The organism is Nocardioides pollutisoli (assembly GCF_040045055.1).
Lineage (GTDB): Bacteria > Actinomycetota > Actinomycetes > Propionibacteriales > Nocardioidaceae > Nocardioides > Nocardioides tweenelious.
Genome location: NZ_JBDZDU010000001.1, coordinates 209,850 through 232,947, shown reverse-complemented (window position 1 = coordinate 232,947; position 23,098 = coordinate 209,850). Strand labels below are relative to the sequence as shown.

At 70.7% G+C, this 23,098-nt stretch carries 22 protein-coding genes; 21 read left to right on the top strand and 1 reads right to left on the bottom strand.

Translation table 11 applies throughout. The annotated features are described in order from the left end of the window. The first annotated feature begins 4 nt into the window (after positions 1 to 4). The 20 genes from thrB to ABLE68_RS00970 all read left to right on the top strand — a co-directional run bounded on the left by thrB (position 5) and on the right by ABLE68_RS00970 (position 18,003). Positions 5 to 901, top strand: coding sequence for a homoserine kinase (gene thrB, locus ABLE68_RS01065; protein ID WP_348869210.1), 897 nt, complete (start codon positions 5 to 7; stop codon positions 899 to 901). Positions 902 to 1,105: 204 nt separating this feature from the next. Next, positions 1,106 to 2,953: a transcription termination factor Rho gene (rho, locus tag ABLE68_RS01060; protein ID WP_425475602.1), complete on the top strand. Its 1,848-nt coding sequence runs from the start codon at positions 1,106 to 1,108 to the stop codon at positions 2,951 to 2,953. A gap of 106 nt (positions 2,954 to 3,059) precedes the next feature. Then, positions 3,060 to 3,434, top strand: a complete 375-nt coding sequence (locus tag ABLE68_RS01055; protein WP_348869209.1) for a response regulator transcription factor — start codon at positions 3,060 to 3,062, stop codon at positions 3,432 to 3,434. 84 nt (positions 3,435 to 3,518) lie between these two features. Further along, entirely contained in the window at positions 3,519 to 5,243 is a 1,725-nt protein-coding gene (locus ABLE68_RS01050; RefSeq protein WP_348869208.1) for a sensor histidine kinase, read from the top strand. Positions 5,244 to 5,363: 120 nt separating this feature from the next. Beyond that, the gene (rpmE, locus tag ABLE68_RS01045; protein WP_348869207.1) at positions 5,364 to 5,588 is read left to right on the top strand and encodes a 50S ribosomal protein L31; all 225 of its coding nucleotides are present in this window, start codon (positions 5,364 to 5,366) and stop codon (positions 5,586 to 5,588) included. A gap of 196 nt (positions 5,589 to 5,784) precedes the next feature. Next, on the top strand, positions 5,785 to 6,858 hold the full coding sequence (gene prfA / locus ABLE68_RS01040; protein WP_348869206.1) for a peptide chain release factor 1: 1,074 nt from the start codon (positions 5,785 to 5,787) through the stop codon (positions 6,856 to 6,858). Beyond that, positions 6,855 to 7,691 carry a peptide chain release factor N(5)-glutamine methyltransferase gene (gene prmC, locus ABLE68_RS01035; RefSeq protein ID WP_348869205.1) on the top strand — a complete coding sequence of 279 codons (837 nt, stop codon included), beginning with the start codon at positions 6,855 to 6,857 and terminating at the stop codon, positions 7,689 to 7,691. Before prfA ends, prmC begins: the two co-directional genes overlap by 4 nt. 4 nt (positions 7,692 to 7,695) lie before the next feature. Further along, positions 7,696 to 8,355, top strand: a complete 660-nt coding sequence (locus ABLE68_RS01030) for an L-threonylcarbamoyladenylate synthase (RefSeq protein WP_348869204.1) — start codon at positions 7,696 to 7,698, stop codon at positions 8,353 to 8,355. Further along, a complete protein-coding gene (locus tag ABLE68_RS01025; protein ID WP_348869203.1) occupies positions 8,355 to 9,509 on the top strand; it encodes a glycosyltransferase family 4 protein in 1,155 nt (384 codons plus the stop codon). Before ABLE68_RS01030 ends, ABLE68_RS01025 begins: the two co-directional genes overlap by 1 nt. 273 nt (positions 9,510 to 9,782) lie before the next feature. Beyond that, positions 9,783 to 10,016: an AtpZ/AtpI family protein gene (locus ABLE68_RS01020; protein ID WP_348869202.1), complete on the top strand. Its 234-nt coding sequence runs from the start codon at positions 9,783 to 9,785 to the stop codon at positions 10,014 to 10,016. Between the two features lie 18 nt (positions 10,017 to 10,034). Continuing rightward, a complete protein-coding gene (locus tag ABLE68_RS01015; protein ID WP_348869201.1) occupies positions 10,035 to 10,460 on the top strand; it encodes an ATP synthase subunit I in 426 nt (141 codons plus the stop codon). Further along, a complete protein-coding gene (gene atpB, locus ABLE68_RS01010; RefSeq protein ID WP_348869200.1) occupies positions 10,457 to 11,293 on the top strand; it encodes a F0F1 ATP synthase subunit A in 837 nt (278 codons plus the stop codon). The genes ABLE68_RS01015 and atpB overlap by 4 nt, the downstream gene beginning before the upstream one ends. Before the next feature lie 72 nt (positions 11,294 to 11,365). Next, positions 11,366 to 11,629 carry a F0F1 ATP synthase subunit C gene (locus ABLE68_RS01005; RefSeq protein WP_056150997.1) on the top strand — a complete coding sequence of 88 codons (264 nt, stop codon included), beginning with the start codon at positions 11,366 to 11,368 and terminating at the stop codon, positions 11,627 to 11,629. Between the two features lie 49 nt (positions 11,630 to 11,678). Next, the gene (locus tag ABLE68_RS01000; protein ID WP_348869199.1) at positions 11,679 to 12,203 is read left to right on the top strand and encodes a F0F1 ATP synthase subunit B; all 525 of its coding nucleotides are present in this window, start codon (positions 11,679 to 11,681) and stop codon (positions 12,201 to 12,203) included. Further along, positions 12,203 to 13,012: a F0F1 ATP synthase subunit delta gene (locus ABLE68_RS00995; RefSeq protein WP_348869198.1), complete on the top strand. Its 810-nt coding sequence runs from the start codon at positions 12,203 to 12,205 to the stop codon at positions 13,010 to 13,012. Before ABLE68_RS01000 ends, ABLE68_RS00995 begins: the two co-directional genes overlap by 1 nt. Before the next feature lie 67 nt (positions 13,013 to 13,079). Then, positions 13,080 to 14,723 (top strand): F0F1 ATP synthase subunit alpha, encoded by a 1,644-nt coding sequence (gene atpA, locus ABLE68_RS00990; protein ID WP_348869197.1) that lies wholly within the window; start codon positions 13,080 to 13,082, stop codon positions 14,721 to 14,723. 3 nt (positions 14,724 to 14,726) lie between these two features. After that, positions 14,727 to 15,641 (top strand): F0F1 ATP synthase subunit gamma, encoded by a 915-nt coding sequence (locus ABLE68_RS00985; protein WP_348869196.1) that lies wholly within the window; start codon positions 14,727 to 14,729, stop codon positions 15,639 to 15,641. Between the two features lie 6 nt (positions 15,642 to 15,647). Next, on the top strand, positions 15,648 to 17,102 hold the full coding sequence (gene atpD / locus ABLE68_RS00980; protein WP_348869195.1) for a F0F1 ATP synthase subunit beta: 1,455 nt from the start codon (positions 15,648 to 15,650) through the stop codon (positions 17,100 to 17,102). After that, positions 17,102 to 17,491 carry a F0F1 ATP synthase subunit epsilon gene (locus ABLE68_RS00975; RefSeq protein ID WP_348869194.1) on the top strand — a complete coding sequence of 130 codons (390 nt, stop codon included), beginning with the start codon at positions 17,102 to 17,104 and terminating at the stop codon, positions 17,489 to 17,491. The genes atpD and ABLE68_RS00975 overlap by 1 nt, the downstream gene beginning before the upstream one ends. 68 nt (positions 17,492 to 17,559) lie before the next feature. Continuing rightward, the gene (locus ABLE68_RS00970; RefSeq protein ID WP_348869193.1) at positions 17,560 to 18,003 is read left to right on the top strand and encodes a DUF2550 domain-containing protein; all 444 of its coding nucleotides are present in this window, start codon (positions 17,560 to 17,562) and stop codon (positions 18,001 to 18,003) included. A gap of 183 nt (positions 18,004 to 18,186) precedes the next feature. Here the strand turns inward: ABLE68_RS00970 and ABLE68_RS00965 are convergent, their stop codons facing one another. Continuing rightward, positions 18,187 to 19,626 carry an FAD-binding oxidoreductase gene (locus tag ABLE68_RS00965; RefSeq protein ID WP_348869192.1) on the bottom strand — a complete coding sequence of 480 codons (1,440 nt, stop codon included), beginning with the start codon at positions 19,624 to 19,626 and terminating at the stop codon, positions 18,187 to 18,189. A gap of 113 nt (positions 19,627 to 19,739) precedes the next feature. Here ABLE68_RS00965 and ABLE68_RS00960 point away from each other — a divergent pair, with 113 nt between their 5' ends. Then, the gene (locus ABLE68_RS00960) at positions 19,740 to 23,063 is read left to right on the top strand and encodes an ATP-binding protein (RefSeq protein WP_348869191.1); all 3,324 of its coding nucleotides are present in this window, start codon (positions 19,740 to 19,742) and stop codon (positions 23,061 to 23,063) included. Positions 23,064 to 23,098 lie beyond the last annotated feature (35 nt).

Genomic DNA, 23,098 nt, shown 5'->3' with positions numbered 1-23,098 from the left:
CCGCGTGCCGACCTTCGTCGACGGCCCGGTCCGGGTCTCCGTCCCCGCCACCTCGGCCAACCTCGGCCCGGGCTTCGACTCGCTCGGGCTCGCGCTGTCGATGCGCGACGAGCTCGAGGCCGAGGTGCTGCCGACCGGGCTCGAGGTCGAGGTCACCGGCGCGGGTGCCGACGACGTCCCGCTCGACGAGTCCCACCTGGTGGTCCGCGCGATGCGCACCGCGTTCGCGGCGATGGGCGACCAGCCACCCGGCCTGCGCCTGTCCTGCACCAACGTGATCCCGCACGCCCGCGGCCTGGGCTCGTCGTCCGCGGCGATCGTCGCCGGCCTCGTGCTCGCCCGCGGCCTGGTGGCCGGCGGGACGCTGCTGCTCGACGACGACGCGGTCTTCCGGCTCGCGGCCCGCCTCGAGGGCCATCCCGACAACGTCGCGCCCGCGTTCTACGGCGGCTTCACGATCTCCGGCCGGGACGACGAGTTCTACTCGGTCGGGTCGGCCGTCGACCCGCGGATCGAGGTCGTCGTGCTCGTGCCGCCGACCCCGGTCTCGACCGAGATCGCCCGGGGCCTGCTGCCCCCCGACGTACCCCACGCCGACGCGGCCGCCGACGCCGGACGTACGGCGCTGCTCGTGGCCGCCCTCGCCGGACAGCCCGAGCAGCTGCTCCGGGCCACGCGTGACTACCTGCACCAGGAGTACCGCCGCCCCGCGATGCCCGACTCGCTGGCCCTGGTGGACCGGCTGCGGGCCGACGGCGTGCCCGCGCTCGTGTCCGGCGCCGGTCCGACCGTCCTCGCCTTCACCGACGCGTCGGGGGTGGCCGAGCTGCTGGCCCGGTGCCCCGAGGGCTGGGCAGGACACCACCTCGTCGTCGACCGTGACGGAGCCCGGACGAGTTAGCGTGCCGGATGTCACTCGGCACGCGCCGCGGTGTATCTTGGGATCGCGCCCGAGTTCTCGGAGCGACCTCTTCCACATCCAGTGCGGCCTTGCCGTCGCGCACCCGTGGCTGCCATCTGACCGCAGCCCGGAGGACGCGGAACAGTGACCAGACGCCCGCCGGCCGTGGTCGGACCGGGCACTGATACGTGGGAAGGACCTCACGTGACGGACACCATCGAATCCACCACCGACGCCCCCTCGGGCAAGAAGCGCGGTGGCGGGCTCAACACCATGCTGATCGCCGACCTGAAGTCGATGGCCGGCGGCATGGGCATCCCCGGCGCCGACTCCATGAAGAAGGCGCAGCTGGTCGAGGCCATCAAGGCCCACCAGAGCGGCGGCGGCCAGCAGCGTGAGCGCGACGAGAAGCGCGCTCCGCAGCAGGACCAGCCGAAGCAGGAGCGCGAGCCGAAGCAGGAGCGCGAGCCGAAGCAGGACCAGGCGAAGCAGGAGCGCGAGCCGAAGCAGGACCGCGACCCGAAGCAGGACCAGGCCAAGCAGGACCGCGGGCCCAAGCAGGACCGCGAGCCGAAGCAGGACCGTGCGCCCAAGCAGGACCGCGACCAGGGCCAGGGCGGTCAGCAGAACCGCCAGAACCGCGACCAGCAGGGTGGCCAGGCCCGCAACCAGGACCGCGCCCAGGACCGCACCCAGGGTCAGCAGGACCAGCCGCGCAACCAGGACCAGCCCCGCAACCAGGACCAGCCCCGCAACCAGAACCAGCAGGGTCAGGACCCGGGCGAGGGCGAGGGTGAGGGCAGCCGCCGCAACCGGCGTCGCCGGGGCCGCGACCGCGACCGCACCCCCGGTGCCATGGGTGCCGGCGGCGGCCAGCGCAACGAGCCGGACACCACGATCCTCGAGGACGACGTCCTGGTGCCGGCCGCCGGCATCCTCGACGTCCTCGACAACTACGCGTTCGTGCGGACCAGCGGCTACCTCCCCGGCACCGACGACGTCTACGTGTCGCTCTCCATGGTCCGCAAGTACGGCCTGCGGCGCGGCGACGCGCTGGTCGGCCAGGTGCGCCAGCCCCGCGAGGGCGAGCGCAAGGAGAAGTTCAACCCGATGGTCCGGATCGACGCCGTCAACGGCACCGACCCCGAGACCTCGAAGAACCGGGTCGAGTTCGCCAAGCTGACGCCGCTCTACCCGTCCGAGCGCCTGCGCCTCGAGACCACCCCCGACAACCTGATCGGCCGGGTCATCGACATCGCCTCACCGATCGGCAAGGGCCAGCGCGGCCTGATCGTGTCCCCGGCCAAGGCCGGCAAGACGATGATCATGCAGTCGATCGCCAACTCCATCACGACCAACAACCCCGAGTGCCACCTCATGGTGGTCCTCGTCGACGAGCGCCCCGAAGAGGTCACCGACTTCGAGCGCTCGGTCAAGGGCGAGGTCATCTCCTCGACGTTCGACCGCCCGGCCGGTGACCACACGATGGTGGCCGAGCTCGCGATCGAGCGCGCCAAGCGTCTGGTGGAGCTCGGGCACGACGTGGTCGTGCTCCTCGACGGCATCACCCGCCTGGGTCGCGCCTACAACCTGGCCGCACCGGCCAGCGGCCGGATCCTCTCCGGTGGCGTCGACTCGGCCGCGCTCTACCCGCCCAAGAAGTTCTTCGGCGCCGCGCGCAACATCGAGAACGGCGGGTCGCTGACCATCCTGGCCACCGCCCTCATCGACAGCGGCTCGAAGATGGACGAGGTGATCTTCGAGGAGTTCAAGGGCACCGGCAACATGGAGATCCGGCTGCGCCGCGACTTCGCCGACAAGCGCCTGTTCCCCGCGATCGACGCCATCCAGTCCGGCACCCGGCGCGAGGAGCTCCTGATGAGCCAGGAGGAGCTGGCCATCGTCTGGAAGCTGCGCAAGGTGCTCTCCAGCCTCGACGGCCAGCAGGCGCTCGAGCTGCTGCTGGAGCGGCTGAAGAAGTCCCAGACCAACATCGAGTTCCTGATGCAGGTCCAGAAGACGACGCCGACACCGGGCACTCGCGAGGACTAGAACGGCCTGAGAGGTCGTACGAGGCGCGGACCGCCTCATCTTTCACTCCACCAAGCCGATGGTCGGGCTAGGCTGCGCACGCACTGCCCGAAGGAAGGGGACCTGAGTGGCACGGATCCTGGTCGCGGACGACGACGTCGACATCCGCGAGCTCGTCGAGTTCAAGCTGTCCACGCTCGGACACGACGTCGTAGCGGTGGCCGACGGGGCCGCCGCCATCGAGGCGTGTCAGGCCGAGCGGCCGGACCTCGCCGTCCTCGACGTGATGATGCCCGGAGTGTCGGGCCTCGACGCGATCCGGGCGATCCGGGCGGACCCGGCGCTGGCCGACCTGCCCGTCATCCTGCTCACGGCCCGTGCGCAGGAGTCCGACGTGGAGACCGGGTTCGACTCCGGTGCCGACGACTACATCACCAAGCCGTTCAGCCCGCGTGAGCTCGCCTCGCGAGTCCAGGCGTTGCTCACCCGTTCCAACAGCTGAGTGAATCCCCGGACTCCGGGTGCTCCCAGCGGTACGCTCGAGGCGGGAAAAGCGCCGGGGGGCGGCGCGATGGGGGAGCGAGTCATGAGTGCTGGGCGTCCGGTTGCGCGCTCGGTCGCGCCGGTCTTGGCGCGAGTCGGCGTGATGGCCGTGCTGGTGACCCTGATCGCGGTCATCGGCGTCGCCCTGTCGACGTCGGCCGTCACCTACCTCAACGACGACCTCCAGCCCGCTGCCGCCGCCAACCAGGCCGTCTACCAGGACCTCACCGACATGTCGGCCGCCGTCGAGGCGTGGTCCAGCACCGGCCTGCAGTCCGCGGCCGACGACTACCGGCAGGCCTCGCTCCGGCTGCCCGCCCACGAGCAGGAGGTCCGCGAGTTCGCTCGCGGTGACGCCGAGCTCGCTGCTGCTGTGGAGCGCCAGGAGCGCGTCGCGCAGGCCTGGATCGACGACTACGCCGCGCCGCGCATCGCGGCGGAGGGCGGGGTGGCGGCGACCCCCAAGGACGTGCGGGTGGGCAACGCGCGGTTCGAGGCGGTGCGCAGCGCCCACCAGACCACCACCCAGGCCTTCGACAGCCGGGTCCGCGACGCCAGCGCGGCCGTGTCGCTGCGCCTGAAGGGCACCGTCATCGCGGTGCTCCTGCTCGCGCTGGTCGGCGGGTTCGTCGTGGCCCGCTCGCGGCGTCGGCTGATGGACGAGCTGTCGACGCCCCTGCTCGCGCTCGAGCGGGTCGTCCAGCAGATGGCGCGTGGCGACCACGCCGTACGCGCCAAGCTCACCGGGCCCAAGGAGGTCCAGGCCATCGCGGAGGCGATCAACGAGTTCGCCGACGCGCAGACCCGGGCCCGCTCGGTCGAGGCCTGGATCCAGCGCGAGATGCGCACCCTCGACACGGCCAAGGACGACTTCGTCTCCAACGTCTCGCACGAGCTGCGTACGCCGCTCACCACGATCAGCGGCTACCTCGAGCTCGTCGCCGAGGAGTTCGACGGCCAGATGGACCCTCGCCACGAGCGGATGCTCGAGGCCACCCGTCGCAACGTGTCCCGGCTCAAGCTGCTCATCGACGACCTGCTCACGCTCTCCCAGGCCGAGGCACGCACCCACGCGATGGAGCAGGTCGACCTCGGGGCGCTCGTGCACGAGGTCGTCATGGACGTCAAGATCACCGCTGCCCGACGTCGGATCGAGCTGGGCTTCGTGACGCCCGAGCAGCCGGTCCACGTGCTCGCCGACCGGGCGATGCTCCACCGGGCCTTCCTCAACGTGGTCACCAACGCGGTCAAGTTCAGCCACGACGACAACCGGGTCGAGGTCGCGCTGACCACGGCTGACGACCAGGTCGAGGTCGCGATCACCGACCACGGGATCGGGATCCCCCGGGCCGAGCTCGACCGGCTCGGCACCCGCTTCTTCCGGGCCTCCAACGCCGTCACCAACGAGATCGCCGGCACCGGCCTCGGCGTGCGGATCATGCAGACGATCGTCGACAAGCACGCCGGCGCCGTCGTGATCGAGTCCGAGGAGGGCGTGGGCACGACCGTGTTCGTGCGCCTCCCCGTCCTCACCGCTGCGCCCGACCAGCCGTCCCCGGTCATCCCGGTGGCCGTGCCCCCGGAGCCGGAGCCGGAGCCCGTCGCCGAGGTCGTGCCCGAGCCGGAGCCCGAGCCGGAGCCGGAGCCGGAGCCCGTCGCCGAGGTCGAGCCAGAACCCGAGCCCGACCCCGAGCCCGAGCCGGTCGAGGACGAGCTGCCGAAGATCATCCCGGCGTTCCCACGACGCCGGTCGTCCTCGCTCACCTAGCCGTCCGGGCGGGAATGCCGCGGATTACCGCGGTGTTCTGACCCATGACACAATCGTGTGCTGACTCCGGTTCACGTCTCTCGCAGGGAGAGACGACCCGGCGGTCGATGAGAGGACACCATGAAGAAGGACATCCACCCCGAGTACGTCGACACCCAGGTGACCTGCACCTGCGGCGCGTCGTTCGTCACCCGCAGCACCGCGACCTCCGGCTCGATCCACGCCGACGTCTGCTCGCAGTGCCACCCGTTCTACACCGGCAAGCAGAAGATCCTCGACACCGGCGGCCGCGTCGCCCGCTTCGAGGCTCGCTACGCCAAGAAGGCTCCGGCCGAGAGCAAGTAGCTTCGACCGAGCGCCGGTCCCCGCCATCGTGCGGGGGCCGGCGCTCGTGATTTCACGGCCCCTTGGCGCGCTTGCGCGACAAGGACCAGGCCGGGAGGTTGAGGGAGCCGGCGCCGGCCGGAGCGAAGCGACGGGCCGCGCGGCTCGTCTCGAAACCCAGTAGTTAGTCGGGAACATTCCCACGCAAGGAGCGTCGATGTTCGAAGCAGTCGAGGGCATGCTCGGTGAGCACGCCGGCCTCGAGCAGCAGCTCGCCGCGCCCGAGACGCACGCCGACCCGCGGCTCGCCAAGAAGCTCAACCAGAGGTACGCCGAGCTGAACCGGATCATCGGCGCCTGGCGCGACCTCAACGCGCTGGTCGAGGACATCGAGGCGGCCCGCGAGCTCGCCGCCGAGGACCCGGCCTTCACCGACGAGGTCGAGGCGCTCGAGGGCCGTCGCCACGGGGCGGAGGAGCAGCTGCGGCGGCTCCTGGTCCCGCGCGACGAGGCCGACGACAAGGACGTGATCCTCGAGGTGAAGTCCGGCGAGGGCGGCGAGGAGTCCGCGCTGTTCGCCGGCGACCTGCTCCGGATGTACACCCGCTACGCCGAGGCCCGGGGCTGGAAGGTCGAGATCATCGACGCGGCCGAGTCGGACCTCGGCGGCTACAAGTCGGTCACCGCGGCCGTGAAGGCCAAGGGCACGCCCGAGCCGGGCGAGGCGCCGTACGCCCAGCTCAAGTTCGAGGGCGGCGTCCACCGCGTCCAGCGGGTGCCGGTGACCGAGTCGCAGGGCCGCGTGCACACCAGCGCCGCCGGCGTCCTGGTCTTCCCCGAGGCCGAGCAGCTCGACGTGCAGATCGACGACAACGACCTGCGCATCGACGTCTACCGCAGCAGCGGTCCCGGCGGGCAGAGCGTCAACACCACCGACTCCGCGGTCCGGATCACCCACGTGCCGACCGGCATCGTGGCGAGCTGCCAGAACGAGAAGAGCCAGCTCCAGAACCGCGAGCAGGCGATGCGGATCCTGCGCGCCCGGATCCTCGCCGCCGCGCAGGAGAAGGCGGACGCCGAGGCCGGTGAGGCCCGCCGCAGCCAGGTCCGCACCGTGGACCGCTCGGAGCGGATCCGCACCTACAACTACCCGGAGAACCGGATCTCCGACCACCGCACCGGCTACAAGGCCTACAACCTCGACCAGGTGCTCGACGGTGACCTCCAGCCGGTGCTCGACTCCTGCATCGAGGCCGACCTGGCCACCCGCCTCGAGGCGCTCGAGCAATGAGGTCTCGCAGGGTGGCCGTCTCCGAGGCGACCGAGCGGCTCCGTGAGGCCGGGGTCGCGAGCCCCGAGCACGACGCCGCCGAGCTGCTCGCCCACGTCCTCGGCACCACGCGCGGGCAGCTGGCGCTGGTCGAGGACGTCGCCGCGTCGGCCCTGGACGAGTACGACGCCCTCATCACGCGCAGGTCCGCGCGGGAGCCGCTCCAGCACCTCACCGGCACGGCGTACTTCCGCCACGTCGAGCTCGCCGTCGGCCCGGGCGTCTTCGTGCCCCGGCCCGAGACCGAGCTGCTCGCCGGGTGGGCGATCGAGAGCGCCCCGCAGGACGGTGTCGTGGTCGACCTCTGCACGGGCTCGGGAGCGATCGCGAAGTCCCTCGCCGACGAGCGCCCCGACCTCGCGGTCCACGCCGTCGAGCTCGATGAGCCGGCGTACGCCTGGGCGGAGCGCAACCTGGTCGGCACCGGTGTCGACGTGCGCCAGGGCGACTTCGCGACGGCCTTCGACGACCTGCTCGGCACCGTCGACGTGATCACCTGCAACCCGCCGTACATCCCCCTCGAGGCGTGGGAGTCGGTCGCCCCGGAGGCCCGCACCTACGACCCCCACCTCGCGCTCTTCTCCGGCGACGACGGGCTCGACGCCATCCGGGTGCTCGAGCAGCGGGCCGCGCTGCTGCTGCGGCCCGGGGGAGCGCTCGGCTTCGAGCACGCCGACGTCCAGGGCGAGTCCGCCCCCGCCGTGCTGACCGCGGCCGGACGCTGGACCGATGTGCGCGACCACCTCGACCTGGCGGGCCGTGCACGCTTCACGACCGCCCGACTGGCACGATGACCTCGTGATCGAGCGCTATCCCACCGGCACCGACGAGGAACGCGAGTCCGCGATCGAGGCGGCAGCCCTCGCGGTCCAGCAGGGCGAGCTGGTCGTGATCCCCACCGACACCGTCTACGGCATCGGCGCCGACGCCTTCGATGCCGAGGCCGTCCGCGCGCTGCTGGCCGCCAAGGGGCGCGGCCGGGCGATGCCCCCGCCGGTGCTGATCGGTGCCGCCACGACCCTCGACGCGCTCGCGGTCCGGATCCCCGGCTACGCCCGGGCGCTGGTCGAGGAGTTCTGGCCCGGAGCCCTCACGCTCGTGTGCCACCAGCAGAGCTCGCTCCAGTGGGACCTCGGCGACACCCGCGGCACGGTCGCCGTCCGGATGCCCGACCACGACATCGCACGCGCGATCCTCGACCGGACCGGCCCGCTCGCGGTCAGCTCGGCCAACAAGACCGGGATGCCGGCTGCGACCGACGTCGACCAGGCGGCGGAGATGCTCGGCGAGGACGTCGCGGCGTACGTCGACGCGGGGGAGTCCCCGGGTGGTGAGGCCTCGACCATCGTCGACTGCACCGGCGACCAGGGTCGCGTCCTGCGCAGGGGCGCCATCTCCCTGGAGCAGCTCAACGCGGTCCTCGAGCCGCTCGGAGCGACCCTGACCGACGAGGGCTGATGAGGGAGTACCTCCTCGTCTTCCTCGTCGCCGCCGCGGCGACCTACCTCCTCACGGTCATCGCCCGCGAGATCGCGCTCCGCACCGGCGCGGTCGCCAAGGTCCGCGACCGCGACGTGCACGCCGTGCCCATTCCCTACCTCGGTGGGCTCGCGATGCTGGGCGGCCTCGTGGCGGCGTACGTCGTGGCGCGCCAGCTGCCCTTCCTCTCGCAGAGCGGGCCGTTCGTCTTCCGCGACGCCGGGATCGTGCTGATCGCCGGCGCCCTGATCTGTGCCGTCGGAGTGCTCGACGACCTCTTCGAGCTCGATGCGCTCACCAAGCTCGGCGGGCAGGTCCTCGCGGCGGGCTTCCTGATCGCCTTCGGGATCCAGTACGTCTTCTTCCCGGGCAGCGACGGCACCCAGTTCTCGCTCCAACCGGCGCAGGGAGCGCTCCTCACCGGGTTCATCGTGGTCGCGACCGTCAATGCCGTGAACTTCGTCGACGGCCTGGACGGGCTGGCCGCCGGCGTGGTCGGGATCGGCGCGCTCGCCTACTTCGTCTTCTGCTACCAGCTCGCGAACATCAACCACGTCACGCTCGCGACGACCGGCGCGCTGCTCAGCGCCTCGCTGGCCGGCGCCTGCGCGGGCTTCCTCCCGCACAACTTCCACCAGGCGCGTCTCTTCATGGGGGACAGCGGCTCGATGCTGATCGGGCTGGTGCTCTCGGCGAGCGCGGTGACGCTCACCGGCCAGTTCACGCCGGACCAGATCAGCGAGGGCGCCGCGGGCTCGCAGGCGAGCTTCCTGCCGACGCTGCTGCCGCTGCTCCTGCCGGTCTCGATCCTGATCATCCCGATGCTCGACCTGGTCCTGGCCGTCGTACGCCGCACGCGCGCCGGCCGCTCGCCGTTCGCGCCGGACAAGCAGCACCTCCACCACCGGCTGCTCGAGATCGGCCACTCCCACCGCCGCGCGGTGCTGATCATGTGGCTCTGGGCGGCGCTGGTGGCCTTCGGGACGGTGCTGATCAGCCTCTACAGCGACGAGGCCTGGATGTGGGTCACCGTGGGGTCGATGGCGGCCCTGACGCTGGGGCTGACCTTCGTGCTGCCCAAGCTGCACGGACCTGCGCGCGACCCCGGATTTCCGGTCGTCGAGGACGCCTGAGAGACTGCTCCTCGACGGACCCATCGGGCCGGTTTCGACCGGCCTGAGCGCTTGTGCTAGTTTTCACAAGCACCCCCCAGATACGACGAGAGAACGGCCGCCGACGATGACGACCGCGACCACCCGGACCCCGGTGACGACCCTCGGGACCGGTCTGTCTGGCTGTGGTAGTTTCGCGCAGTCGCCGGGCACCGCGTGTGTTCTCGTCCGTGGCTCTCGGCCCGGTGGCATCACATCTACCGCTGACGGTGCGAACGAATGGGACATGGGTGAATGGTCGATGAGCGTTCCGACGCAGGGGGGTCCGACGCCGGGCTCCGCGGGCGCGACCTCATCGGTCTCGGCGGTCTCCTCGCGGGATGCGTCGTCCTCGGTCTGGTCGTCGGCCTGCTCGTCGACGACGCGGCCGGCTCGTCGCCGGTCGGTGTGCTCGTCGGGATCGCGCTCGGCATCGTCGCGGGCTGCGTCGGCTTCGTCGTCAAGGTCCGTGCCGCCCTGCGGGGGTGACCGGTGAGCGTGACTGACATGAGCATTCCCGTGACGGACGACGTCACTCCTCCGAAGGCCTCGATCTGGCGCGTGGTCAAGGACCAGCGCAAGATCGAGCTGTTCGCCGTCGGCCTGATGGTCGCGGGCTTCTGGATCGTCGGTCAGCTGGGCGAGTGGCGCCTCGCGGCCTGCATCGCCGTGGGTGTCGGGTTCGGGCTCGTCAACCACCTGGCCACCGAGTACTGGCTGCTCAAGCTGATCTCGTCCGGCGCGCAGCCCACGCGCAACCAGATGATCATGTCCACGGTGGTCCGGCTGACCGTCCTCACGGTGGTCGCCGTCGCTGTCGCCGTGTTCTTCTGGCCCGATGGCATCGGGCTGCTGCTCGGCCTGGCCATCTTCCGGCTCATCGCTCTCGTGATGACCACGATCCCGCTGTTGAAGGAGCTGAAGAACCCATGACCGGCCTCTTGCCGATGGCTGACATCGAGATCGGCCACCACGTCACGCGCGAGTGGCTCGGGATGACGTTCAACATCGACACGATCATCTCGACGCTCGTCGCCGGCGCGCTCGTGCTCCTCCTCGGCGTCCTCGCCGTGCGCTCGATGAGCAAGGACACCGGCGACCACGTCCCGACCAAGCTGCAGATCCTGTGGGAGGCCGTGGTCGGCGAGGTGAACAAGCAGGTCGAGGACAACCTCGGCAAGGTGCACCCGTTCGTCGCACCGCTCGCGATCGCGCTGTTCTTCTTCATCCTGTTCTGCAACTGGCTCGAGCTGCTGCCGACCGAGCTCAACGAGCACACCCACCTGCTGCCCGCGCCCACCGCGGACACCAACCTGACCTACGCGCTCGCCGCCGTCACGATGCTCAGCGTCTGGACCTACGGCATCCGCCAGAAGGGCTGGCGCGGCTACTTCAAGCACTTCGCCGAGCCGTTCCCGGTGCTGCTCCCGCTGAACATCCTCGAAGAGCTGATCAAGCCGATCACGCTCGCGCTGCGACTCTTCGGCAACATCTTCGCCGGTGGCATCATGCTGGCCCTGATCGGCCTGATCCCGGCGTACGCCCTGTGGGCGCCGAACCTGCTGTGGAAGGCTTTCGACGGCATCATCGGCGTCATCCAGGCCTTCATCTTCGCGCTGCTGACCGTCCTCTACTTCGCGATGGCCGGAGCCGGCCACGAGGAGCACGAGCACCTGCACGACTACCTCGAGGACGAGAAGCACAAGAAGGAAGAGGCGGAGGCCGCGGAGCACGCGGACGACGCCACCCCCGCACCTGCGCACTGACCCACCCGGGTCGGTCGTGACCAGAGTTTAAGAAAGAGGCACCGGACCCCCGGTGCGTAACCAAGGAGAGACATGGCAGACGCAACGACAACCGCCGACGCAGTCAAGCTGGCCGGCGCCTTCGTCGGCGGTGGCATCGCCCTTGCCGGTGGCGCTATCGGTGCCGGTATCGGTGACGGCCTCGCGGGTTCGTCCTACATCGAGGGTGTGGCTCGCCAGCCCGAGGCCCAGGGTCGCCTGCAGACGATCTTCTTCCTGACGGTCGGCCTGGTCGAGGCGATGTTCTTCATCAACCTCGCCTTCATGGCGCTGTTCGTCTTCGTCCTCGGCGCGTGAGGTAGGGCTCTTCGCCCTCCTCACCCGTCAGAAGAAAAGGAACTAATCGATGGCAAGCCCTGCGGTCACCCCCATGGCGGACAACTTCCTCGTCCCGAACGCCACGTTCTTCGTCGAGCTGTTTGCCTTCTTGCTGCTGCTGTTCCTGCTGGGGAAGTTCATCATCCCGCCGATCAACCGCGCGATGACCGCCCGGCAGGACGCGATCCGTGCAGAGTTCGCGGAGCTCGACGAGGCCAAGTCCGAGGCCAGTGCGGCCGAGGAGGAGTTCAAGTCGCAGATCGCTGACGCCCGTCACGAGGCAGCGCGCATCCGTGAGGAGGCCCGCGAGCAGGGCGCCGCGATCATCGCGGAGATGCGGGAGCAGGCTCAGGCCGAGGCTGCCCGCATCGTCGAGCACGCTCACGTGCAGATCGAGGCCGACCGCAAGGCTGCGGCCGCGTCCCTGCGCAGCGAGGTCGGTACGCTCGCGACCACGCTGGCCGGTCGCATCGTCGGGGAGTCCCTCGACGACGAGGCCCGCCAGAGCCGCGTGGTCGACCGGTTCCTCACGGAACTGGAAGGCGCCAACTGATGGATCTGCGTGGAGCATCGGCTGACTCCTTGGCGGAGCTCACCGCCGAGCTGGAGAAGGCGCTCGCCGCTGGATCCGACGCCGAGCGCGTGGCAGGCGACCTGTTCGACGTCGCCACCCTGTTGCGCACCGAGCCCTCGGTACGCCGGTTCGCGACCGACGCGTCGCTGCCGGCGGACTACAAGCAGACACTGGTCCGCCAGGTGCTGGAGGGCAAGGTCGACGAGGCCGCGCTGGCGCTGGTCGTCAACGGCGCCGGTCGTCGTTGGACCGGCACCCGCGACTTCTCCGACGCGCTCGAGCGGCTCAGCGAGATCGCGGTCGTCCGGTCCGTCGGTGACAAGGCCGACGCCCTGGCCGACGAGATCTTCGCCCTGGGGCAGATGGTGACCGCCAACCCCGACCTCCGCGACGCGCTGTCCAACCCGGGCCGCTCCGTCGAGGACAAGTCGGCGCTGGTCGACACCCTGCTCGGCGGCAAGGTGCTCCCGGCGACGGTGGCGCTCGCGAAGCAGGCGCTCGCCGGCACCTACCACACGATGACCGCGGCGCTGGAGAACTACCGCCAGGTCGCCGCTGCGGTGCACGGCGAGTCCGTCGCCACGGTCCACGTCGTACGCCCGCTGGGCGACGCCGACCGTGACCGGCTGGCCGCGGCGCTCAAGGCGCAGTACGGCCGCGAGATCCACCTGAACGAGGTCATCGACCCGAGCGTGATCGGCGGCATGCGTGTCGCGCTCGGTGACGACGTGTTCGACGCGACCGTGTCGAGCCGCCTCGACGACGCACGACGGAAGCTGGTCGGCTGACATCACGTCGCCGTCAGTAGCCACAGACAACGCAGACTTCAGAAGAGACAAGAGAGTAGGGACGAAGATGACGGAGCTTTCGATCCGTCCGGAGGAGATCCGCGACGCACTGCAGAAGTACGTCGCGGACTACCAGCCGGAAGCGGCCGGCAAGGAAGAGGTCGGCACGGTCGCCCAGTGCGCCGACGGCATCGCCCGCGTCTCCGGACTCCCCTCGGCCATGGCCAACGAGCTGCTCGAGTTCGAGGACGGCACCCTCGGCATCGCGCTCAACCTCGACACCCGCGAGATCGGTGTCGTCGTGCTCGGTGACTTCGACAAGATCGAAGAGGGCCAGACGGTCCGCCGTACCGGCGAGATCCTCTCGGTCCCCGTCGGCGACGCCTTCATGGGCCGGGTCATCGACCCGCTCGGCACGCCGATCGACGGTCTCGGCGACATCGAGTCCGAGGGCCGCCGCGCTCTCGAGCTCCAGGCGCCGGGCGTCATGCAGCGGCAGTCCGTGCACGAGCCGCTCGCCACCGGCATCAAGGCCATCGACTCGATGACCCCGATCGGCCGTGGCCAGCGTCAGCTGATCATCGGCGACCGCGCGACCGGCAAGACCACGATCGCGATCGACACGATCATCAACCAGAAGCAGAACTGGGAGTCGGGCGACCCGTCGAAGCAGGTCCGCTGCATCTACGTCGCCATCGGTCAGAAGGGCTCGACCATCGCCTCCGTGCGTGGCGCCCTCGAGGAGGCCGGCGCGCTGGAGTACACCACGATCGTGGCCTCCCCGGCGTCCGACTCCGCCGGCTTCAAGTACCTCGCCCCCTACACCGGCTCGGCCATCGGCCAGCACTGGATGTACGACGGCAAGCACGTCCTCATCGTGTTCGACGACCTGAGCAAGCAGGCCGAGGCCTACCGCGCCGTGTCGCTGCTGCTGCGCCGCCCGCCGGGCCGTGAGGCCTACCCGGGTGACGTCTTCTACCTGCACAGCCGGCTCCTCGAGCGCTGCGCGAAGCTGTCGAAGGACCTGGGCTCGGGCTCGATGACCGGTCTGCCGATCATCGAGACCAAGGCCAACGACGTCTCGGCGTTCATCCCGACCAACGTCATCTCGATCACCGACGGTCAGATCTTCCTGCAGTCCGACCTGTTCGCCTCCAACCAGCGCCCCGCGATCGACGTCGGCATCTCGGTGTCGCGCGTCGGTGGTGCGGCCATGACCAAGGCGATGAAGGCCGTGACCGGCTCGCTCAAGGTCGACCTGGCGCAGTTCCGCGCGATGGAGGCGTTCGCGATGTTCGCGTCCGACCTCGACGCGGCGTCTCGCCAGCAGCTCGACCGCGGTCAGCGCCTGATGGCGCTGCTGCGTCAGCCGGCCTACTCGCCGTACCCGCTCGAGGAGATGACGGTCTCGCTGTGGATCGGCACGACCGGTCGCCTCGACAAGGTCCCGGCCGAGGACGTGCTGCGCTTCGAGCGTGAGTTCATCGACTTCCTGCGCCGCTCGCACGACGGCATCCTCTCGGCCATCCGGGAGACCCAGAAGTTCGAGGACGACACCGCGTCGGCCCTCGAGGGTGCCTACGACTCCTTCCTCGACCAGTTCGAGACCGCCGACGGCGCCTCGATCAAGGTCGGCAACGAGCCCAAGGCTGCGGCTCTGGAGGACGAGGACGTCGAGCAGGAGCAGATCGTCAAGCAGAAGCGGGGCTGACCCATGGCTCTATCGGTGCGCGAGTACCGGGCGCGGATCAAGTCGACGGAGTCGATGAAGAAGATCACCCGCGCCATGGAGCTCATCGCCGCGTCCCGGATCATCAAGGCGCAGCAGCGGGCCCAGTCGGCCGCGCCGTACGCCCGTGAGCTGACGCGTGCGGTGTCCGCCGTCGCGACGTACTCCAACGTCGACCACCCGCTGACCCGGGAGCCCGAGGAGTCCAAGCGGGCTGCCGTGCTCATCGTGACCAGCGACCGCGGTCTTGCCGGCGCCTACTCCTCGAGCGTGCTCAAGGAGGCGGAGCGGCTCGCCGAGAAGCTCCGTGGCGAGGGCAAGGAGATCGACACCTACATCGCCGGACGCAAGGGCGAGGCCTACTACAAGTTCCGTGGTCGGCCCGTGGTGAAGACCTGGACGGGGTTCTCCGACCAGCCTTCCTACGAAGCAGCCCACGAGATCGGCCGGACCCTGATCGACGCGTTCCTCGCCGAGGACGGCGAGGACGGGGCCGTCGACGAGGTCCACGTGGTCTTCACGCGGTTCAAGTCGATGCTCGTCCAGGAGCCGACCGACGTGCGGCTGCTGCCGCTCGAGGTCGTCGAAGGTGAGGAGAAGCCCGACCGTGCCGAGGTGCTGCCGCTCTACGAGTTCGAGCCGTCGCCCGAAGCGGTCCTCGACGGGCTGCTCCCGCAGTACGTCCAGAGCCGGATCTTCTTCGCGCTGCTGCAGGCTGCTGCCTCCGAGCTCGCTGCCCGTCAGAAGGCGATGAAGTCGGCCACGGACAACGCGGACGAGCTCATCAAGAAGTACACACGGATCGCCAACCAGGCCCGCCAGGCTGGTATTACCCAGGAAATCAGCGAGATCGTCGGTGGCGTCAACGCGCTGGCCGACGCCAACGCCGGGAATGAGTGAGAAGACATGACTGCCACTGTTGAAGAGACCACGGAGACCGGCGCGGCTGGCGTCGGCCGGATCGCGCGCGTCATCGGCCCGGTCGTCGACATCGAGTTCCCCGTGGACTCGATGCCCGAGATGTACAACAAGCTCGAGACCACCCTGGAGCTCGGCGGCGAGACGTCGACCCTCTCCCTCGAGGTCGCCCAGCACATCGGTGACGGGATGGTCCGTGCGATCTCCCTGCAGCCGACCGACGGCCTGGTCCGCGGCGCGCAGGTGCGAGACACCGGCGGCCCGATCACCGTGCCCGTCGGCGACGCCACGCTCGGCAAGGTGTTCAACACCCTGGGTGAGTGCCTCAACCTGGCCGAGGGCGAGACCCTCGACGTCAAGGAGCGGTGGGGCATCCACCGCAAGGCGCCGGCGTTCGACCAGCTCGAGTCGAAGACCCAGATGTTCGAGACCGGCATCAAGGTCATCGACCTGCTGGCGCCGTACGTCCTCGGTGGCAAGATCGGCCTGTTCGGTGGTGCTGGCGTCGGCAAGACCGTGCTCATCCAGGAGATGATCGCGCGTGTCGCCAAGGACCACGGTGGTGTGTCGGTGTTCGCCGGTGTCGGCGAGCGTACCCGTGAGGGCAACGACCTCATCGTCGAGATGGAGGAGGCCGGCGTCATCGGCCAGACCGCCCTCGTCTTCGGCCAGATGGACGAGCCGCCGGGCACCCGCCTGCGGGTCGCGCTGTCCGCGCTGACGATGGCGGAGTACTTCCGCGACGTGCAGAGCCAGGACGTGCTGCTCTTCATCGACAACATCTTCCGGTTCACGCAGGCCGGTTCCGAGGTCTCCACGCTGCTCGGCCGGATGCCGTCCGCGGTGGGCTACCAGCCCAACCTCGCCGACGAGATGGGCACGCTCCAGGAGCGGATCACCTCGACACGTGGTCACTCGATCACCTCGATGCAGGCGATCTACGTCCCCGCTGACGACTACACCGACCCGGCCCCGGCCGCGACGTTCGCCCACCTCGACGCCACCACCGAGCTGTCCCGCGACATCGCGTCGCAGGGCATCTACCCGGCCGTCGACCCGCTGACGTCGACCTCGCGGATCCTGGACGCCCAGTACATCGGGCAGGCTCACTACGACTGCGCGATCCGCGTCAAGCAGATCCTGCAGCGCAACAAGGAGCTCCAGGACATCATCGCGATCCTCGGTGTCGACGAGCTGTCGGAAGAGGACAAGATCATCGTGTCCCGTGCTCGCCGGATCCAGCGGTTCCTGTCGCAGAACACCTACGTTGCCAAGCAGTTCACCGGCATCGAGGGTTCGACCGTCTCCATCGGCGAGACGATCGACGCGTTCAACAAGATCGCGGACGGCGACTACGACCACGTCGCCGAGCAGGCCTTCTTCATGTGCGGCGGTCTGGACGACGTCGAGAAGAAGTGGGCCGAGATCCAGAAGAGCCTCTGATGGCTGACGACCAGCTGCAGGTCGAGCTCGTGGCGGCCGACCGGACCGTGTGGTCCGGTCAGGCCACCATGGTGATCGCGAAGACCGCCGAGGGTGACCTCGGCGTGCTGCGCAACCACATGCCCGTCCTGTCCCTCCTCGTCGACGGGGTCGTGTCGATCGACCCGGTCGGCGGTGAGCGGATGTACGCCGCGGTGGACGGCGGGTTCCTCTCCGTCGCCAACAACCGGGTCTCGATCCTGGCTCAGCACGCCATCATGTCCGACGAGATCGACGTCGAGGCGGAGCGCTCCGAGCTCGAGTCGGCTCAGGGCGATGACGGCGACGACGCCGACGCACGCGCCAAGCGCGCCGAGGCTCGGATCCGGGCGTTCGAGAAGGCTTCCTGACCCCCGTCACTTCCGTTGCGAGGGTGCCGCTAGGGTGGCTCCACCGCGTGGGGTGATGGAGGTTCTGGATGCCGGTATGGCAGTGGCTGCTTGACGCCGCTGGCGTGCTGCTCGCCCTGGTGCTCCTCTATGGCCTCGGTCTGATCTTCCGCCGTCGTCTGCTCTCCCGCCACGGCGGGACCTTCGAGCTCAGCTATCGCGTCCGGTCCTCACGGGCCGGGCGCGGTTGGCTTCTCGGGCTCGGCCGCTACTCCGGCGAGTCGCTGGAGTGGTTCCGCTACTTCTCCCTCTGGCCGCGCCCGAAGCGCTCGTTCCTGCGCTCCGAGCTGACCTTCACCGGTCGCCGCGAGCCCGAGGGGGCTGAGCAGATGTCGCTCTACCCCGACCACCTGGTGATCTCCTGCGAGACCCCCGACGGGGTCATCGAGCTCGCGATGTCGCCCGCCTCGCTGATGGGCTTCCAGTCCTGGCTCGAGGCCGGCCCGCCCGGCACCGACTGGGACAGGCGTTAAGCGCCGAGCGCCGGCCGGTGGTCGAGCTTGTCGAGACCCCCGAAACTGAGCCAGGGCGGTGACCGCGTGGTCACCGCCCTGGCTTGTCTCACTGGGTTTCGAGACGCGTCGCACGGCCCGCGCTGACGCGCGGTCCGTGCCGACGCTCCTCAACCTTCGCGCCTCGTCACCGCCTGAGCGAGCTCAGGCGGTGGGCACTCCGTTCTCGAAGAGACGCGGGACCGGGTGGTTGGCCGCGAAGACGCCGTGGGGGTCGATGGCGCTGCGGATGCCGGTGAGCTGCGTCCAGACGTCCGCGTCGTACGCCGTACGCGTGTCGATCGGGTTCTCGGCGAAGTTGAGGTACTGACGGCCGTTCGCGAACGGCGACAGGGCCTCGGTGAAGCGGACGGCGTCCTGGTGGGCCTGGGCACCCATCTCGGGAGTGATCGCCATGCCGCCGGCGAACGAGAGGAACTGGGCATCCAGGCGGGACAGGACGCCGCCCCCCTCGTGGGGGCGACCCAGCGCGCCACCGAGCTGGCGCAGCTCGGCCACCAGCAGCGACGACGTCGCGTCCGGGCCGGCCTCGGCCAGGAACGCGTCGACCGCGGCGTCGGGGAACGAGCCGAGCATCGCGCTGTCGGAGGCGAACGGGGCGCCACCCTCCGGGTCCATGTGCAGCCGCACCAGCGACTTGGCCGGGACCCGGCCGAAGGTGTCCATCTCCGGCTTGAGGGCGCGCAGGCCGGCGAGCAGCTCGGCGCCGCGCTCGTCGGAGCCGAGGACCGCGCCGTCGATGATGGCCAGGCTGCGACCGCTGAGGAAGGGCGGCAGCTCGGGCATCGGAGGCATCCGCATCGCACGGAACGAGGTGGTGATCTCGTCCGGTGCGGTCGGCGCCCAGGCAGCCCACTCGCGCAGGACCGGCTCGATGTCGGCGAGGTCCCACAGCAGGAAGCCGGCGTACGCCGTCTGGATGTCGAACATCTTGAACTCGAGCGCCGTGACGACACCGAAGTTGCCGCTGCCGCCGCGCACCGCCCAGAAGAGCTCGGGGTTGGTCTCGGCGTCTGCGCGGAGCAGGGTGCCGTCGGCGACGACCAGCTCGACCGCGGTCAGGCTGTTGGTGGCCATGCCGAGCTGGCGGGCGTACCAGCCGATGCCGCCACCGAGGCTGTAGCCGGCGATGCCGACGTCGGGGGAGGAGCCGTGCAGGACGGCCTTGCCGTGGGCGGCGGCCGCGTCGACGGCCGGCTCCCAGAGGGCGCCACCCTCGACGCGGACGATGCCGCGGGTCGGGTCGGCGATCGCGGAGCCCATCTCGGACATCCGGACGACGACGACGTCGTCGAGACCCTGGGCCGCGAGCGGGCCGGCGTTGTGGCCGGTGCTCTGGGGAGCGACCCGGAGGCCGGCCTCGGCGGCCAGACGGACGACCGTGGCGACCTCGGCGGCGGAGCGGGGGAGGGCGACCGCGGCCGGGCGCTGGTCGACGGCGACGTTCCACGGCAGGCGGGCCGCGTCGTAGCCGGGCTCGCCGGGCAGGTGGACCCGGCCGCCGAGGAGGCCGCGGAGGGAGTGGGCGGCGGGAACGGGGGAGGAGGTGGAGCGGGTGGGCTCGGCGTTGAGCTCGATGGTCATGGTGGTGACTCCTGGTGAGGTGTGGTCGGTGGGATGACCATGCCGGGCACGACTTGGAGTCGACTTTGAGCCGACTTGGAGCGCGTACGCCGACGTTTTCCTAGGCTGTCCGCGTGCAGGTCTCCGTCCTCGGTCCGGTCGAGGTCACCCTCGCCGGCGAGCCGGTCGATCTCGGGACCCCGAAGCAGCGCGCGCTCGTCTCCGCGCTGGCTCTCTCCCGGGGCTGGCCGGTCTCGGTCGACGCGATCGTGGACCTGCTCTGGGAGGACGCCGCGCCTCCCGGGGTGACCGCGACGCTGCAGGCCTACGTCTCCCAGCTGCGCCGCGTGATCGAGCCCGAGCGGCAGCGCCGGGCACCCGCGACCGTGCTGGTCACGGTGGCCCCCGGCTACGCCCTCCGCGTGCCGGACGACAACGTCGACGTGCACCGCTTCGAGCAGACGGTCGCCTCCGCCCACCGGCGCCTCCAGGGCGACCTGGACGCGGACGAGCTGGCCACCTGCGCCGCCGAGCTCGACGGGGCGCTGGCCCTCTGGCGAGGCACGCCGTACGCCGAGCTCGGGGATGCTTCCGCCGCCGAGGCGGAGCGGGTCCGGCTCGAGGAGCTGCGGCTGGTGGCCCTCGAGGACCGGGCCGCAGCCGGCCTCGCGCTCGGGCAGCACGCGAGCCTGGTCGGCGAGCTCGAGGCACTCACCTCCGCCCACCCGCTCCGCGAGCGGCTCTGGGCGCTGCGCGCCCTGGCCCTGGCCCGGTCGGGTCGGCAGGCGGACGCCCTCGACGTGCTCCGGCAGGTGCGCGAGGTGCTCGACGAGGAGCTCGGTCTCGAGCCGTCGGCGGAGCTGCGCGACCTGCAGACCGCGGTGCTGCGCCAGGACCCCGACCTCGACTGGACCCCGCCTGCTGCAAGCACGGCGGCGCCACCCGCCGCGGCGCCGGCGACCGAGCAGCAGCCGCATCCCCACCCGGCCACGGAACAGGTCGCTCCCTGGCCGATGGTCGGGCGCGACGCCGAGCTCGCCCTCCTGATGGGGGCGGTGTCGCGCGCCGGCGCCGGCGTCCCGACGTACGCCGTCCTCACCGGCGAGCCCGGCATCGGGAAGTCCCGGCTCGCGTCCGAGCTCATCCTGCAGGCTCGTCGGCGCGGCGCTCAGGTGCTGATCGGCCGCTGCTCGGAGGACGACGGTGCGCCGCCGCTGTGGCCGTGGAAGACCGTGCTCGACGGCATCGGGGTGAGCCTGCTCGACGAGGCCGAGTCGGTCAGCGACGACGGCGGTCAGTTCCGTGCGTGGGAGCGGATCGTCGCCGCGCTCCGGGCCGCGGCCATGGAGCGGCCGATCGTGGTCGTGCTCGACGACCTGCACTGGGCGGACACCGCCACGCTGCGCGTGCTGCAGCTGCTGGTCGACTCGCTCGACGCGGGCCGGCTGCTGGTGGTCGCCACCTGGCGGATCCACCCCGAGCCGACCGGTGCGCTCGCTGTCGTGGCGGAGTCGCTGGCGCGGATGCACGCCCTCCGGGTCGAGCTGACGGGTCTCCCGGAGGACGGCGTCGCCGCGGTCTACGAGAGCGTGGCCAACCGGGAGCTGTCGACCGCCCAGGCTGCCGAGCTGCGGCAGCGCACCGACGGCAACCCCTTCTTCCTGGTCGAGTTCGCGCGCCTGTCGGGGGAGCGGAGCGGCCGCTCCGAGCCGGCCCGTGAGGAGCTCCCCACCGCGGTCTCCGACGTCCTCAACCGCCGCTTGCAGCGGTTGTCCGACCCGACGGTCGCGGCCCTGCGCACCGCTGCCGTGCTCGGCCGCGAGTTCGACACCCCGACCCTCGCCGAGGTCACCGGCATCGACGAGGACGACCTGCTCGACGTGGTCGAGCCGGCCCAGGCCGCCGGTCTGGTGCGCGAGGACGGCGTCGACCAGTTCTTCTTCGCGCACGCCCTGGTCCGCGACACCCTCCTGGCCGGCATGAGCGTCAGCCGCCGCGCCCGCGCCCATGCCCGGGCCGCCGAGGCCCTGGACGGCCTGGCCGGTCGCGAGCTCGAGGTCGCGCGGCACTGGCGCGAGGCCGGCCCGTCGTACGCCGACCGCGCCTGGCGCGCCGCGGTCGACGCCGCGTCGCTGGCCCGCCGCTACTACGCCTACGACCAGGCCGCCGAGCTGCTGCGCTCCGCGCTGGTCTCGCTCGACGGCGACCCGGCCGCCGGTCACGCCGAGAGGTACGACGTGCTGATGGCGCTCATCGAGGAGTACCGCTGGGCGGCGCGACTGCCCGAGCTGGTCGGCGCCGTCGAGGAGGCGATCTCGGTCGGCAGGCTGATGCGCGACCCGGAGGCGGTGGCACGCGCGGCGATCTCGACGACCACGGGCGTGCTCTGGCGATCCGCGCCGTCCGGCGAGGTCAACGAGACCGTGGTCGGCGCCCTCCGGGGCAGCCTGGACCGGCTCCCCGCGACCGACAGCGAGCTGCGCTGCCGGTCGCTGCTGGTGCTCGCGCACGAGCTCTTCGACGTGGCGTCGTACGACGAGCGCCGGGCTCTCTGCGACGAGGGGCTGGCCATGGCGCGGCGTCTCGACGACCCGCGGCTGCTGCTCGACGCGTGCCAGATCGTCTTCGTCGCGCTCTGGCTGCCGCAGTCGGCACCGGAGCGGCTCGAGCTGGTCACCGAGTCGCTCGAGCTGGCGCGGTCGACCGGCGCGGAGCGCGCCTTCGTGGTCTCCGCCTGCCTGCGAGCAGCCGTCCTGAGCGAGCTCGGCCGTCCCGCCGAGATGTTCGCCGCCGTCGACGTCGCGCGGGCCGAGGTCGAGCGGCTGCGCATCGCCTTCGGCGAGACCGTGCTCGACGGCATCATCGGCCCCTGGCACGCGATGGCCGGTCGCTTCGACGAGTGCGAGCGCCTGGTCGACCACATCCGCACGGTCGCCGGCCGGATCTCCCACAACACTGCCGACGAGTCGGTGCTCAGCTCGTTGCTGGCGCTCCGGCTCTGGCAGGGCCGGTCGATCGAGATGGTGCCGGTGCTGGAGCAGTTCGAGTCCTCGCCGTACCCCTTCGAGGCGAGCCTGGCCGTCTACCTGTGGCGCGCGGGCGAGCACGACCGGGCGCGTGCCTACTACGCCGGGCACGGCGCCTCGCTCGAAGAGTCGAGCGACATCTCGCTGTTGTCGTGGAGCCATGCCGCAGAGCTCGCGCTCTACCTCGGCGAGAAGGACCTGGCCGCGGGTGCCTACGAGCTCCTGGCGCCGTACGCCGGACGCACCTGCTGCGCCGGCTCCGACCTCGCCCTGGGGCCGGTCGACACCTACCTCGCGTTCGCCGCGGCCGCGGTCGGCGAGACGGAGCTGGCCGGCGCCCACGCCGACGCGGCCCTGGCGCTGGCCGACGAGTGGGGGATCCCCGTCTTCGCCGACTGGCTGCGCGAGGTGCGTCGTACCCATGGGTTCTGAGGCCGTTCCCGTCCACGTTCTGGACCGGTCAAGTA